The organism is Rhodoluna lacicola (assembly GCF_000699505.1).
Taxonomy (GTDB): domain Bacteria; phylum Actinomycetota; class Actinomycetes; order Actinomycetales; family Microbacteriaceae; genus Rhodoluna; species Rhodoluna lacicola.
The window spans coordinates 1,174,872-1,189,708 of the sequence record NZ_CP007490.1 but is presented as its reverse complement, the minus strand read 5'-3'; the positions used below and the strand labels follow the sequence as shown (position 1 = coordinate 1,189,708).

Sequence of the window (14,837 nt, the reverse complement as noted above, 5' to 3'; positions counted from 1 at the left end):
TAATGGCCGCACACAACGACCACAAGCCAGCCGACTACCGTCACCGCGATCGCGTTGAAATCAAGCGCGCACTTCTTTCAGTTTCAGACAAGACCGGCTTGTTAGAGCTAGCCAAGGAACTTGCAGCCGCAGGTATCGATATCGTTTCTACCGGTGGAACCTTTGCAGCTTTGAAGGACGCTGGAATTCCTGTCACCGAGGTTTCGCAAATCACCGGTTTTCCTGAGTCGCTGGATGGCCGCGTAAAGACTCTGCACCCAAAGGTGCACGGCGGCTTGCTTGCCGACATGCGTTTGATTGCGCATGAAGAGCAGCTTGCCGAACTTGGAATTGAAGCATTCCAGCTGGTGGTGGTAAATCTTTACCCATTCGTGCAGACCGTGCAGTCTGGTGCCAAGGGCGATGCAGTTGTTGAGCAGATTGACATTGGTGGTCCAGCAATGGTGCGCGCCTCGGCCAAGAACCACGCCAACGTTGCCATCGTGGTTGACCCGGCAAAATATTCAGAAATCATCAAGGCCGTCAAAGACGGCGGCACAACTCTGGCGCAGCGCCGCGAACTTGCCTATTCGGCGTTCTCACACACCGCTAGATATGACTCTGCAGTGGCTAACTGGTTTGCCGCAGAATTAGAAGGGGACTGGAAGCGCGCAGCTGGCCAAAAGGGTGACATTGAAAATGCCAACCCAGGCTTCCCATCAAATTTCAAAGTTGACTCACAACTGGCCAACGTACTGCGATACGGCGAGAACTCACACCAAGCTGCAGCGCTCTACCGCACTACCGGTGAAAACTCTGTGGCCGGCATTGCTCAGGCCCGCCAATTTGGTGGCAAAGAGATGTCTTACAACAACTACGTGGACGCCGATGCAGCCCTTCGCGCAGCGTATGACTTCAATGAGCCAGCGGTTGCAATCATCAAACACGCAAACCCATGTGGAATTGCAATTGGTGACCCAACCAGCCCAGACGTAATTGCCGATGCGCACGCCAAGGCTCACATGTGTGATCCGGTATCGGCATTTGGTGGTGTGATCGCGACCAACCGTCCGGTAACCGTGACAATGGCAAAGCAGGTTGCCAGCATCTTCACCGAGGTCATCATTGCCCCGTCTTACGAGATTGAGGCGCTTTCGATTTTGCTGGAAAAGAAGAACCTTCGCGTGCTTGAACTTCCGGCTAACTACTCTCGCGAGGCACTGGAATACAAACAGATTTCTGGAGGTGTGCTGGTGCAAGAAACCGATGAGTTCTCGCAGTTCAACTCAAGCGGATGGAAGCTAGTTACCGGTAAGAAGGCGGACCTCGAGACTATGAAGGAACTTGAGTTTGCCTGGCGTGCATGCCGCGCGGTGAAGTCCAACGGAATCTTGTTGGCTCGCGAGGGGGCATCGGTTGGTGTTGGCATGGGCCAGGTAAACCGAGTGGATTCGTGCAAGCTTGCGGTTGAACGTGCTGAGTCCAGATCCAAGGGCGCGGTTGCTGCCTCTGACGCATTCTTCCCGTTTGCCGATGGCCTGCAGATTCTGATCGACGCGGGCGTGCGTGCAGTGGTGCAGCCTGGTGGATCAGTGCGCGATGAAGAGGTAATTGCCGCGGCAGAAGCGGCTGGCATCACCATGTACTTCACTGGTGAGCGCCACTTCTTCCACTAGATCAAAAGTCGCTCGAGGACCCACTAAAAACCGAGACTTTGACTGGGCTTCCGCCCACATCGGTGTATTGGTCGAGCCGGTAGGCTAGAGGGTGTTTGGGCAGTCTGCCCTAAGTTCTCAGAAATACAGGAGCCCCGCATGGCAAAAATCAAGGTAGTTGGCAAGGTCGTTGAGCTAGACGGCGACGAAATGACCAGAATCATCTGGCAGAACATCAAAGACAATTTGATCAACCCTTTCCTAGATTTAGACCTTGAGTACTACGACCTTTCAGTTGAGAACCGCGATGCCACCGATGACCAGGTGACCATTGATGCAGCTCACGCAATCAAGAAGCACGGCGTTGGTGTGAAGTGCGCAACTATCACTCCTGACGAAGCTCGCGTTGAAGAGTTCAAGCTAAAGAAGATGTGGAAGTCTCCGAACGGAACTATACGAAACATTCTTGACGGTGTTGTGTTCCGTGAGCCAATCATCATCTCAAACGTTCCTCGTTTGGTGCCTGGTTGGACCAAGCCAATCATCATTGGTCGTCACGCACATGGTGACCAGTACAAGGCAACTGACTTCAAGGTTCCGGGCAAGGGTCAGGTAACCATTACTTGGACCCCTGCCGATGGTTCAGCACCGGTCACTCAGGTAGTCGCTGACTACCCAGAGCACGGCGGTGTAGCCATGGGTATGTACAACTACATGGATTCAATTCGTGACTTTGCGCGTGCATCATTCAACTACGGTCTAATGCGCAACTACCCGGTTTACCTTTCAACCAAGAACACAATCTTGAAGGCTTACGACGGTGCTTTCAAGGATGCCTTCCAGGAAGTTTTTGATGCTGAGTATGCAGACAAATTCAAGGCTGCAGGCATCACCTACGAACACCGATTGATTGACGACATGGTTGCCGCCGCGCTTAAGTGGGAGGGTGGCTACGTTTGGGCTTGTAAGAACTATGACGGTGACGTTCAGTCAGACACCGTTGCTCAAGGTTTTGGTTCTCTAGGTCTTATGACCTCAGTGCTAACTACTCCAGATGGAAAGACAACTCTTGCCGAGGCAGCGCACGGTACTGTGACTCGTCACTACCGCGACTGGCAGGCTGGCAAGAAGACCTCTACCAACCCAATCGCATCTATCTTTGCTTGGACTCGTGCTCTTATTGCACGCGCCGAGATTGATGGCACTCCTGAGGTTCGTAAGTTTGCCGAGACTCTTGAAGATGTAATCATCAAGACCGTTGAGTCAGGAAAGATGACCAAGGACTTAGCCGCTCTCGTTGGCAAGGACCAGGCGTACCAGACCACAGATGAGTTCTTAGCCTCACTAGCAGAGAACCTTCAGGCGCGCATGGCCTAAGCACAATCTGTGCATAACTTTTAGCCCTAGGGCTTTGTGCATAACTCCGACAACATGTTTGTCGGAGTTATTTGCTTTTTGTCATGCACAAGAAAAACACACAGCGTTGGTCAAAGCTAATTTCGACCGCAGGAATCCTTGCTGTGCTGTTCGGGGGATTGTTTGCACAATCGGTTCGCGCAGTCATCAGCAATCCAACCCCCGTTTGCGTTGGAACCACATGCACCCTAACTTTTGATGCCACCGGCGACTACTATTTGTGGACGCCACCGACCGGTGCTAGAAACATCACTTTTGATCTGATGGGCGCTCAGGGCGGCAAAACCGGCGGCCTCGGTGGGCGAGTTCAAGGCACTCTAACCAGCACACCCTCCGCGCTTTACATTTACGTGGGCGGAGCAGGTGCCGCCGGCGCCGGTGCGGCCGGCGGTTTCAATGGTGGTGGGGCTGCCGGTGGTTCGCGCGGTGACGAAGGTTCGGGTGGTGGAGCAACCGATATTCGCTCAACCACATCACTCAATGACCGAATTGCGGTTGCTGCCGGAGGCGGTGGTACCGGTGGATTCTTTGGCGGAGCAGGTGGAGCCGGAGGCGGCACATCCGGTTCTGCAGGAATCAGTGGTCAGGGTCAGGGTGGATCTGGCGCATCGCAAAGCGCCGGAGGTAACGGCGGATCTCCAAATGGAGGTACCTGGGGAACTGCCGGTGGCTTTGGAATCGGCGGCACCGGAGGCACAAGTTCAACCTCGGGCGGTGGCGGCGGCGGAGGCGGCTACTACGGTGGCGGTGGTGGGGGCGCTGACATCGATGGCTGCTGCACCAACGGCGGAGGTGGTGGCGGTGGCTCATCCTGGAATAACGCAACACTGACCTCATCGGTAACCCACACAGCCGGATACCGATCCGGCGCTGGAATCGTCACCATAAGTTATGTGCTTCCACCATCGGTGTCATCGTTCACACCGGGCGCAACCTTGACAAACTCCACATCTATTTCTTACAACCTGGTCTTCAACGAATCTGTGACTGGTCTTACCAACACCGATTTTGCGACCACGGGTTCAACTGCAACCTGCACAACCATTTCAGTATCAGGCAGCGGCACCAGCTATCTCGTGACTGCATCGGGTTGCAGCACGGGAACGTATAAATTAATTCTGCTGGCAAACACGATTACGGGCACAGTCAATGGCCCAAGCGCAGATTCGACCAGCACCGATGTTGTGATTGAGCGAACTGCACCAACTGTGACAGTCACTTCACCGACTTCACCAAATAATGCCTTGACCTTTGAATACACATTGACATTTTCTGAATCAGTAACCGGGCTTACAATAAGTGATTTCAGTATCAGCGGTAGCTCCTGTGTTATTTCCTCGGTCTCCGGTTCGGCGGATCAATACACCGTGCGAGTGCAATCTTGCGCCGACGCAGCCAGCGCCTTGTTGGTGATGCAACCAAATTCTGTTTCAGACGCGGCACTGAATCTTGGACCACTAACAGCTCCCAGTTTTACCACCGTAACTTTGGATAGAAGCGCCTCGGAGCCCACTTGGGCAAGCGCAGTTGCAACTAGTTACATCAGCCCAAGTTTTCAAGTGGACTTCTCCGAAGCTGTCAACGGATTCACTGCAAGCGACGTTTCCAATACAGGAACGGCAACGGGCTGTTTGATCTCTGTTTCATCGGCAACGGTGACCAGATACTCAATTTCGACCACAGGTTGTTCGCTTGGATCTGTGCGTCTAGAGATTGCCCAGGGCACCTACACCGATGCCCTTGGCAACACTGGCCCCGCGTCGGTTTCGGCATCCGGCCTAACCACGGTCCTTGCCCAGCCTGCCCCTACTCCAACACCTACCCCAACCGCAGCGCCAAGCCCAACTCCAACAGCCACTCCCGCACCGGCGCCAATTTCTAGCGGTGGGGGAAGCAGCGGTGGCTCCGGCGGGGGAACGGGTTCCGGTGGCTCAACAGAACCAAGCAATTCAACTCCGGTGGAAACCAAATTGAATTCTCCAACTGCAAACCTAGAGCCAGCTGCAACTCTTGAAATTGTGGCCGCTCAACCAATTCGAAAGACCTACGCATTTTCGAGCGCCATCAAATTGCCGACCAGCCCAACCGAAGAGCCAATTGCAATTTATGAACCAGATGCTCCACAGATCACAGTTGATAATCCAACCAATGATCCTCCGGTTAGGCCAAGTACTAACTGGCAGCAGTACGCGATTATCGGTGTTGGTGGTTTGTCTGGATTGCTAGCCACGATTGGCATCGCAAAGGGCGCACGGCAATTTCGCAATCGAAGACTGGTGAAAAAGTTTGCCTGAACTGCAAGAAAAAACTAGCTGAAAATAATTGTGCGTTCACCGTCTAGCAGCACGCGACGTTCGGCGAACCAACGCACTGCCTGGGTGAGGGTCTTTGACTCAACATCTTGACCAATAGAGACCAAGCGTTTCTTTGAGTCTGAGTGTTCAACGCGAACCACGTTTTGTTCGATGATTGGACCCTCATCTAGGTCTGCGGTAACAAAGTGAGCTGTGGCACCAATCAACTTCACACCGCGGGCGTGAGCCTGAGCGTATGGATTTGCACCCTTGAAGCCAGGCAAGAATGAGTGGTGAATGTTGATGATCTTGCCTTCGAATTCCTTGCAGAACTCCTCGCTCAAAATCTGCATGTAGCGAGCAAGCACAATCAATTCAATGCCAGCGGTCTTGATGTAATCACGCAGCATGTTTTCAAAGGCCAGCTTGTCGGCTTCGCCGGTGATTGGGTGCACCTCGAATGGAACGCCATAAAACTCGGCCAGGCTTTGAAGGTCAGGGTGGTTTCCGAATACCACCGGAAGTTCAACCGGCAATTGGCCGGCGCGCTGGCGGAACAGCATGTCGTTCAAGCAGTGGGCGCTCTTTGAGACCAAAACTAGAGTCTTCATTCTTCGGCCGACCTCGTCGAGCTCCCAGGTCATGCCGTAGCGCTCGGCCACTGGCAAAATCTGGTTGACGAAGTGTTCACGAGGCACAGCCGACTCAATCTGCAGGCGCATAAAGAAGCGGCCAGTGTCATCTGAGGTGAACTGGGAGGATTCGGTTATGTTGCCATTTGCAGCCACAATTGCCCCCGAAATAGCGTGGACGATTCCAGGCTGATCTTTGCAAACGAGGGTTAGTACCCAGTGGGTATTGGCTGTAGTCATAGGCTCAAGTTTAGGTTAAGGCGGCAAATAGGCGGCCAGGGGCGTGGTTTGGGGCTTTAGACCAGGGGGTCGTTGCCGTCACGATTACGTGAAACCGCTTTGATCGCCACGTAGATGCCCAGGGCAACGCCAAGCACGATCATGGCAGCACCGATAATCACCGGCAGTGGCACTCCGTACATGTTCGTAAAACTCCTAGATTCGAGGACCCCAATTTGAGCCTCGTTCAGTTTACGAAACATTTCTGTGGGATTTGGCTTATTTGACGGGATTATGACCGGCCGGTCGGGGAATTCAGTTCAACCTCCGAATGTTAGAATTTACACATCGCAACTGGCGCTAAAGATGGGTTTCCATCGTGGAGCGAAGACATTTTGGTCGTGCGCCTGGGCCAAGACTTACACCTTAAACAGGAGTTTTCCTATGTCACAGCTTCCATCTAGCTTCAACTCGCCACTGAGCGAGACAGACCCAGAAATCGCAGCAGTTCTAGCCGCAGAGCTAGATCGCCAGCGTCACACCCTTGAAATGATTGCCTCTGAGAACTTCGTGTCTCGTGGCATTCTGCAGACCCAGGGTTCAGTTCTTACCAATAAATACGCCGAGGGCTACCCGGGCAAGCGTTACTACGGTGGTTGCGAGGCCGTTGACGTTGCCGAGAACCTAGCCCGCGACCGCGCTAAGGCACTTTTTGGCGCCGACCACGCAAATGTTCAGCCACACTCGGGTGCATCGGCAAACGCCGCGGTGCTCATGGCATTGGCAAACCCGGGTGATCGCATTCTTGGTCTTGAGTTGGCCCACGGTGGTCACCTAACTCACGGTATGCGCTTGAACTTCTCTGGAAAAATGTACGAAGCTCACGCTTACGAGTTACACCCTGAGACCTTCTTGATCGATATGGACATCGTTCGCAAGCGCGCGCACGAGGTAAAGCCTGCCGTTCTTATTGCTGGTTGGTCGGCTTACACTCGCAAGCTTGACTTTGCCGAGTTCCGCAAGATTGCCGATGAAGTTGGCGCAAAGCTTTGGGTTGACATGGCTCACTTTGCCGGAATGGTGGCAACTGGGCTTTACCCAAATCCGGTTCCTTACGCAGACGTAGTTTCAACCACCGTACACAAGACTCTTGCCGGACCCCGATCTGGTCTAATTCTTTGCAAGGAAGAGTACGCAAAGAAGATTGACTCAGCTGTGTTCCCAGGTCAGCAGGGTGGACCACTCATGCACGTCGTGGCCGGTAAGGCTGTTGCATTCAAGGCAGCGATGACCGATGAATTCAAGGATCGTCAGAAGCGCACTCTTGAGGGAGCTGCAATCATTGCGAACCGTTTGATGCAGTCGGATGTAACTTCAAACGGCGTTCAGGTGCTAACCGGTGGCACCGAGGTGCACATGGTTCTGGTTGACCTTCGCAACGCTCCAATCAACGGTCAAGAGACTGAGGACTTGCTACACGAAGTTGGCATTACCGTAAACCGAAACTCTGTTCCGAACGACCCGCGTCCGCCAATGGTTACCTCTGGTGTGCGTATTGGTACTCCAGCACTTGCCACCCGTGGTTTTGGTGCTGAGCAGTTCACCGAGGTCGCCGAAATCATTGCCGGTGTATTGGTTCCAAACCCAGACATCGCCGCACTGCGCGCGCGCACTCGCAAGTTGACCGAGGCGTTCCCGCTCTACAGTGGCCTTGAGAACTGGTAACCGCGAACGCTTTCAGCTCGCAGTAAATTAAGGAACACCGATGACCGCTATTCGCTTGGACGGCCTTGCTACTGCAAAAGCAATCAAGGCTGAACTAGCCGAACGCGTAGTTCACCTAAAGCAAAAGGGCATCACGCCTGGTCTTGGCACTTTGCTGGTTGGTGACGACCCCGGTTCACACTCTTATGTTGGTAGCAAGCACCGCGACTCAGCCGAAATCGGCATGCATTCGATTCGTGTGGATCTACCTGCAGATGCCAGTGCAGCAGATGTGCGTGCAGCCATCAGGGATTTCAACAACGCTAAGGATGTCACCGGTTACATCGTTCAGTTACCGCTGCCGTTTGGTTTGAACACGAACGAAATGCTTGAGCTGATTGACCCAGCCAAAGATGCCGATGGTCTTCACCCGGTAAATCTTGGAAAGCTGGTCCTTGGGGTATCGGGTGATTTGAATTCACCGGTTCCTTGTACACCGGCCGGAATCGTTGAGTTGCTGAAGCGTCACAATGTGCCAACTGTTGGAGCTGAGGTAGCCGTGATTGGTCGCGGAATCACCGTTGGTCGCCCGCTTGGTTTGCTAATGACTCGCAAGGGAATCGACAGCACAGTCACCATGCTGCACTCTGAGTCTCGTGATCTTGAGCACGCGGTGAAGCGAGCAGATATTGTTGTTGCCGCAATTGGAGTTGCTCACTTTGTGCGCCCAGAGTGGATCAAGCCAGGGGCCGCAGTGCTTGACGTTGGTATTACCCGCGTTGATGGTGCGGATGGCAAGGCTGTCCTTGCCGGTGACGTTCACCCAGATGTAGCGAATGTTGCCGGTTACCTATCACCAAATCCTGGTGGAGTTGGCCCAATGACTCGAGCGATGTTGGCTTACAACGTTGTGAAGGCGGCCAGTCTATAAATCGCTTACAGGCGATTTATTAGAGTCGGCCGATATCTAAAAGCGAGAACGAATAGCCCAGAGGTCTGCGAAGACCGGGCGGAACAAAGTGCTCGACAAATACCCAACGCCGCTTGAACCGCCGCTTCCCATCTTGTGGCCAATTGTTCGTTCAACCATTTTTACATGGCGGTAGCGCCACTCTTGTAGGCCCTCATCAAGATCAACCAGAGCTTCGCAAATCATCGCGGCTTCGGCATCGTTGCGGTGCACATCAAGCAATACTTCTTGCACGCCTTCGTGATCGGTATAGCCCACGGTCACATCGCGATTCATCACATCGGCTGGCATTTTGTGACCACGCGATTCAAGATAAATCAGGGTGCTGTCCCACAGTGAACGGCGCTGCATTGCAGCCTCAACCCGTGCCCGGGCAGGTGAGCCAGCAATCAAGTGCTCGGCCATGCCCATGCCACTGTGCTTATCTGCGCCGGCTCCGGCCTGGTCGCGACGGCCCAGCACTGCTTCAAATTCGCGGAACTGCGCCGACTGAAAACCGCTTGATGACTGCAGTCGGCCGCGGAAGGTGTTGAACTGCAGCGGGGTCATGGTCTCAAGAATGTCTAGCTGACCAACGCACGTTTTCATGATGGTGCGCACGCGACCCAGGATTGCCAGTGATCTGTGCGACTGACCGGCCTCTAGGGTGCGCTGTAGTTCGGCAATTTCGTGCAGCATCTGCTTGAACCAAAGTTCGTAAGTCTGGTGAATGATAATGAACAGCATTTCATCGTGTTCACCATCAGACTCTGGCTGCTGTAACTCTAAGAGTTCATCAACTTTTAAGTAGCTGATGTAGGTAATGGCTTTTTGATCTTTTTCACCCATGCTTAGGTAACTCTGCTTCCGCTGTCTTGGATTTCTAGGTATTTTTTGCTCTGCACCAAATCGCGCATGCGCTTCAGCCCGTCGTATACCTCTGTGTAACTGGTCGGTAGCGGGGCGATTGCCAAGCGAATCGAATCTGGTGTGCGGTAGTCGGGAATCGTGTTGGTCATTGAGCGCATTGCCGCAGCAATCTTCTTGGCGTCCGGATGACCAACGGTGATGTGACCACCGCGCTTGTTTTGATCGCGCGGGGTAAGCAGCGTGAATCCAAGCGGTGCCAGCCAAGCATCGTAGAGCGCAATAATGAGTTCGGTGCCAAGGGCTGCCTTCTCGCTGATTGCCTGCATGCCGGCTTGCTCAATTATCTGGTAGCTTGCCTGCATTGCACGAATACCAATAATTGATGGGCTGGCAATTTGAAAACGACGAATGTGATCGGCCGGTTCAAAGAATGGTCCCATCTCAAACTGCTTGTCGTTGGCAAACCAACCTTGAATGGTTGGCAGCACCTGCGACTGGATTGACTTGTTCACGTAGAGCCACGCTGGAGATCCAGGGCCCGAGTTGCCATATTTATAAGTGCAACCAACCGCTAGGTCAACACCCCAGGCATCAAACTGCAAATCAATTGCCCCACCGGCGTGTGAAGCATCCCAAACCACTAGACCGCCGTGCTTGCGCACGAGATCGGTGATGGCTTTTACATCTGGGCGCGAACCGGAGCGGTAGTGAATCACCTGCAGAGTCACTAGCGCAACATCGTCGTTCAGAAATGGTTCAAGGATTTCCGGCGTGATGAGTTCGCAGTCAGCGGCAACGTCAACCTGCCCCGGTCCACCCATTCCATCGTTGTTCAACGTGATCAGATTTAAACCAAGGTCCTTGGCGATGCCATCAAGAATGTAGCGGTCGGTAGGAAAGTTTGATGAGTCGATGATGACGGTCTTGCGACCAGGGCGTGCCTTAATCGCTGCGTTGCACAGCTGGTAAAAATTCACCGATGTGGTGTCTTGCACCAGCGTCTGGCCCTCGGCTGCTCCCAGCGTTGCGCGGCCCAGTAGGTTGCCAGCTGCCTGAGCTTCATCAATCCAGTGAGCCCAACCATCAACTAATTCCTTGCCCCACTCTTGGGTTAGAAAATCATTCACGGCCTTGACTGAGGCAAGTGGCATGCGACCAAGCGAATTGCCATCGAGGTAGCAAAGGTCTGGGTCGGAAATCTGAAAAGCCTGCTTGTATTTCGCCAGCGGATCTGCGGCGTCTAGGGCTAGTGCGGTTGAACGGTTGGTAGGTTCGCCATACTGGGCGAGCGGCTTCATTGGGCTCATAAACCCAATCTAACACCGGGTTTTTGGGCGATAAACCTATGCGGTTGCCGCCACCCAGCGCTTGAAACCCCATTGGGTTAGCCAGTCCAGGCTGTAGCCAATAATGCCAATAACCAGCATGATGGCTGCCAAAAGTGCGTAGTCCAACTGATCGCGGGCATTCAAGATTTGGTAGCCCAGCCCCGAATCAACGCCAAGCATCTCGGCCGGCACAATAACAATCCAGGCCACTCCAAGAGCTAGGCGAATACCGGTGAGCACGTGCGGGCGGATCCCCGGAATCACAATGGTCTTCAAAATTTCAATTGGAGTCGCACCAAGCGATTTGGCCAGCAGCGCCCAATTTGGATCAAGCGAACGCACCCCAGCAACAGTGTTCATGGTTACCGGCCACACGGCAGCAATCGCAATCAAGAAAACTACCGGCGGACTTCCAATTCCAAAAAGCACAATCGCTATGGGTGTCCAGGCAAGTGGCGAAACCATTCTTAGAAACTGAATGATTACAGAAGTAGCTTCATCGATTCGTTTGCGTGAACCAATTGCAAGTCCAAGCAAAACACCGATAACAGTTGCGATGAGTAGACCACCAAGTAGGCGACCAAGACTCACCGCAACCGTATCGACAAGTGTTCCGCCAATAATTTGCCTACCCAGTGCATCGATAGCATCAACCGGACTCATTGAGCCCAGAATTGGATTATCGGCAGACCACACATCGGTGCTTAGCCACCACAGCAAAATAGCTGCGATCACCGCACCAATGCGGGTCAGTGCACTAGATAGTTTTTGCATTAGGAAATAACTTCCTTGCGGGTCAGTGACTTAGGCAGGCCAAACTTTGAATTGCCACCATTCTTGGCAATTGCTTTCTCGGCAAAACCAAGTGCCACCAAATCGGCGTGAGCAGTCTTTAGGTTGATGCTGTTTAGGAAAGTCTTGTCTGTATCAACCGCAGTTAGCTTCAGGCGCTTGATTAGTTCTACGGTGTAGCTAGGGTAAGGGAACGGCTGAAAGTTTATTCGCTGTGACTTCCACTCTGGGTGCGTAATTGCCTTTGGGTACTCTGCGGTTGTGTAGTCAGCAAGTGCCTTCTTGATTGCCTTTACATCCTGCGGCAGGTAACCACCGGTCGAAAGATTGGTCGCAGCCTGATTGCGGTCACGCTCAATAATGAGTTGTGACTCGGCAATTACATTAGCGATTGCCTGAGCGGCCAGCGGGTTCTTTTTGATTAGGTCACCGCGCACCAAAGTTACGCAGCAAGCGTGGTCCTTCCAGATGTCACCTGAGAAACGCAGGATTTTTCCGATGCCCTTTACCTCAGCCAGAGCGTTGAACGGCTCGGCCACCACGTAGCCAGCAATCTGGCCGGCAGCCAATTGAACCGGCATGTCAGCAGGGGCGGCAGGCACCAGCTTTACGGTCTTGGCATCAGCACTTGCCTCACCCTTAATGATTGCCTTTAATCCAGCGGTCTTGAAGGCCTGCTGGATGATTACGTTGTGTAGTGAGAACCAATGCGGAATCGCCACGGTCTTGCCAGCCAACTCGGTGATGTCATTGATGTTCTTGGCAACGGTGATTGCCGAGCCATTGGTGTGATTCCAGGTGAGTACCTTTACATCTTGCTTGGCCGCAAACTTTAGCTGCAGTGCCAGCGGCATCAGCACGTGGATGATGTCTACTTGCTTGGCGGCAAAGGCTTCTACCAGCGCGGGCCAAGTACGAAATAGGGTTGGGTCAGCGGTTTTGATGCCGGCTTTAGAGAACAATCCGTTTGATTTTCCAATCAACAGCGGAGCGGCATCGGTGATTGGCAGGTAGCCAATTTTGAGAGTGCCGAGTTTTTCGGTCCAACTTGCAGCCGAGGCTGGGGCTGCCTCACCAAAACCAACAACTGCAGCAGCAGCTGCACCGGCGGCACCGATGCGCAACATAGTGCGGCGGTCAAACCAGGTGTTGGTGTCGTGTGCGCAAGCAGCTTCAAAGTTTTCGTTAGTCATTTGTTGGTTTCCTAGATTTCATACGAGGCAAGTGATGCCAATATTTCTTGTTTGATTTTGTTGGTATTGCCTTTTTCAGCGGAACTGAAAATCTTTAGTGATTCGCCGCTGGCCGGAAGAACCAGCACGCGGTCTGCCAAGGTCAATGCCTCATCAATGTCGTGGGTCACAATCACCACGGTGAGCTGAAGCATGTTGCGTAGTTCAATCAGCCAGTTCTGCAGTGAGCTGCGGGTAGCGGCGTCTAGTGCAGAGAACGGCTCGTCCAGCAGTAAAACCCTTGGCTGAGTGGCAACGGTGCGCGCGATAGCGACTCGCTGAGCCTGACCACCTGATAGCTCTGAAACTTTGCGGTCAGCAAGTTCCTTGATGCCAAGAATTTCAAGCAGAGAGGTAACTCGTGCATCAAATTCTTTCTTGCTGCCGGAGCGATTTGCTTTGAATTTGTAACCCAGGCGAATGTTCTGGTTAACGGTCAGCCATGGCAACAGCAGTGCGTCTTGAAACACCACTCCGGTGGCACGGCCTGACTTGCCGGAGGCATCGGTGTCGTGCGGGTAGTGCACGATCTGACCTTTGGATACGCCGATTAATCCGGCGAGAGCATGCAACACAGTGGTCTTTCCGCGACCAGAGGTACCCACCAGCGCAAGAATTTCACCGCGCGAAATATCAAACGATAGGTCGCTGACCACGGTGTTTGAGCGAAGCCCAACACCGCGTTTGATGGAGACTCCTACGAGGCTAGCTGCGAGATTTCCCATCGCAGGCTCCCTTCGGTTGGTGCCTGAACTGACAGAAACAGCGATTCGCGAATGCGACGTGAGGTGTCACTGGCGCTGAAGTAGCCGCGGCCGCCAATGGTTGCCAACTCAACTCGCGCGGTGGCCTGGGCAAGTTCGGCGGCGCCCAACCGTAGCTTCAAAAAGTCCAGTGGTGAGTGGCCGTTGCCGGGTGCAGGGTAAACCTCAAGTGACTTGCTGAGCCTTACCGACTCGGCGGTTAGTCGGTCGTACTCGGCCTGGAAGCGTGCAATGTCTTCGGCGAATGGGCCCGCACTTGGCGCGGTGGCAATTGAATCCAGCGAGGCCTTTGTGAGCCCTAGGCAAAACGCCGACTGCAGCACAAGAAAGCGCGGGCGCATCTGTCCAAGAAAAAGATTTACATCACGAGTGAGCACGTTGGCTGCTGGCACACGCAAGCCATCAAACTTTACGGTTCCAGATGAAGTGGCGTTCAGGCCAAGCAATTCCCCCGCAGGCTTTACCGATGTTCCGGCAGCTGATAACACCGATGTAAACACCACGCGCTCTTCAGTCACTTCGTTGCGAGCAGCAAAAACAATCAAGGTGTCATCGTAAAGATTTGATGCCCATGGAATAACGCCGTGAATTACAAATTCACCATCAACTTCTTCGAAGGTGATTGGTAAAAGTTCTTTGCCTGATTTGTCAGCCAACGCGGTTGCCAGTGCGGTAGAGCCAACTCGCTTACCCTCGCGAAGTTCTGCAAGGTACAGGTCTTTTACTTCGGCCGAGGCCCAGCGATCAATGTATTCAATTGTCATGCGGTGTGACCAAGTCACAAATGCAGAGCTAACGCACTTGGTTGCCAGCGAGTGAATTACCTCAGCCTGAGCCGCGATTGGCTGATCACTGTTTGAAAGTCCGTGAGAGGTGAATCCAGCGGCAACAATCTCTAACAGGGTGTCGCGAAGATTGTTCTCGGCAGCAATTTGTTGATCGGTGTGCTTTGCTGACTCTTCAATGCGAGTTAGAAGTTCTGGAAACGCAGCGCTTGCCATGA

General features: G+C 53.4%; 13 protein-coding genes and 1 riboswitch. Of the genes, 5 read left to right on the top strand and 8 right to left on the bottom strand.

The window, feature by feature from the left end; translation table 11 throughout:
- Positions 1-2: 2 nt before the first annotated feature.
- From purH to RHOLA_RS07135, 3 genes are all read left to right on the top strand, one after another.
- Complete coding sequence (gene purH, locus RHOLA_RS05865; RefSeq protein ID WP_038503110.1) at positions 3-1,655, top strand: bifunctional phosphoribosylaminoimidazolecarboxamide formyltransferase/IMP cyclohydrolase; 1,653 nt, start codon at positions 3-5, stop codon at positions 1,653-1,655.
- A 138-nt stretch (positions 1,656-1,793) separates the two neighbouring features.
- The gene (locus RHOLA_RS05860; RefSeq protein ID WP_038503108.1) at positions 1,794-3,011 is read left to right on the top strand and encodes an NADP-dependent isocitrate dehydrogenase; all 1,218 of its coding nucleotides are present in this window, start codon (positions 1,794-1,796) and stop codon (positions 3,009-3,011) included.
- An 83-nt stretch (positions 3,012-3,094) separates the two neighbouring features.
- Entirely contained in the window at positions 3,095-5,344 is a 2,250-nt protein-coding gene (locus tag RHOLA_RS07135; RefSeq protein ID WP_084321524.1) for a glycine-rich protein, read from the top strand.
- Positions 5,345-5,358: 14 nt separating this feature from the next.
- Here the strand turns inward: RHOLA_RS07135 and purU are convergent, their stop codons facing one another.
- Together purU and RHOLA_RS07490 are read right to left on the bottom strand one after the other, a co-directional pair.
- Positions 5,359-6,216 (bottom strand): formyltetrahydrofolate deformylase, encoded by an 858-nt coding sequence (gene purU, locus RHOLA_RS05840; RefSeq protein ID WP_038503106.1) that lies wholly within the window; start codon positions 6,214-6,216, stop codon positions 5,359-5,361.
- Positions 6,217-6,272: 56 nt separating this feature from the next.
- Entirely contained in the window at positions 6,273-6,398 is a 126-nt protein-coding gene (locus RHOLA_RS07490) for a hypothetical protein (protein ID WP_265101187.1), read from the bottom strand.
- Positions 6,399-6,535: 137 nt separating this feature from the next.
- Positions 6,536-6,615: riboswitch (ZMP/ZTP riboswitch) on the top strand.
- 24 nt (positions 6,616-6,639) lie between these two features.
- On the opposite strand from RHOLA_RS07490, the gene RHOLA_RS05835 reads away from it, so the two are divergent.
- Positions 6,640-7,920 (top strand): serine hydroxymethyltransferase, encoded by a 1,281-nt coding sequence (locus RHOLA_RS05835; RefSeq protein ID WP_038503104.1) that lies wholly within the window; start codon positions 6,640-6,642, stop codon positions 7,918-7,920.
- A gap of 40 nt (positions 7,921-7,960) precedes the next feature.
- Positions 7,961-8,830: a bifunctional methylenetetrahydrofolate dehydrogenase/methenyltetrahydrofolate cyclohydrolase gene (locus RHOLA_RS05830; protein WP_038503103.1), complete on the top strand. Its 870-nt coding sequence runs from the start codon at positions 7,961-7,963 to the stop codon at positions 8,828-8,830.
- A 36-nt stretch (positions 8,831-8,866) separates the two neighbouring features.
- On the opposite strand, the gene RHOLA_RS05825 is transcribed toward RHOLA_RS05830, so the two are convergent.
- From RHOLA_RS05825 to RHOLA_RS07345, 6 genes are read right to left on the bottom strand one after another with little or no spacing between them, the layout of a single operon-like run.
- On the bottom strand, positions 8,867-9,697 hold the full coding sequence (locus RHOLA_RS05825) for a tryptophan 2,3-dioxygenase (protein WP_038503102.1): 831 nt from the start codon (positions 9,695-9,697) through the stop codon (positions 8,867-8,869).
- A gap of 2 nt (positions 9,698-9,699) precedes the next feature.
- Positions 9,700-11,025, bottom strand: a complete 1,326-nt coding sequence (locus tag RHOLA_RS05820) for a kynureninase (protein WP_227818774.1) — start codon at positions 11,023-11,025, stop codon at positions 9,700-9,702.
- A gap of 36 nt (positions 11,026-11,061) precedes the next feature.
- Positions 11,062-11,820 (bottom strand): ABC transporter permease, encoded by a 759-nt coding sequence (locus RHOLA_RS05815; RefSeq protein ID WP_038503100.1) that lies wholly within the window; start codon positions 11,818-11,820, stop codon positions 11,062-11,064.
- On the bottom strand, positions 11,820-13,031 hold the full coding sequence (locus tag RHOLA_RS05810; protein ID WP_051636334.1) for an ABC transporter substrate-binding protein: 1,212 nt from the start codon (positions 13,029-13,031) through the stop codon (positions 11,820-11,822). Before RHOLA_RS05810 ends, RHOLA_RS05815 begins: the two co-directional genes overlap by 1 nt.
- 11 nt (positions 13,032-13,042) lie before the next feature.
- Entirely contained in the window at positions 13,043-13,795 is a 753-nt protein-coding gene (locus RHOLA_RS05805; RefSeq protein WP_084321442.1) for an ABC transporter ATP-binding protein, read from the bottom strand.
- Entirely contained in the window at positions 13,768-14,835 is a 1,068-nt protein-coding gene (locus RHOLA_RS07345) for an acyl-CoA dehydrogenase family protein (protein WP_051636332.1), read from the bottom strand. Before RHOLA_RS07345 ends, RHOLA_RS05805 begins: the two co-directional genes overlap by 28 nt.
- Between the last annotated feature and the right edge of the window lie 2 nt (positions 14,836-14,837).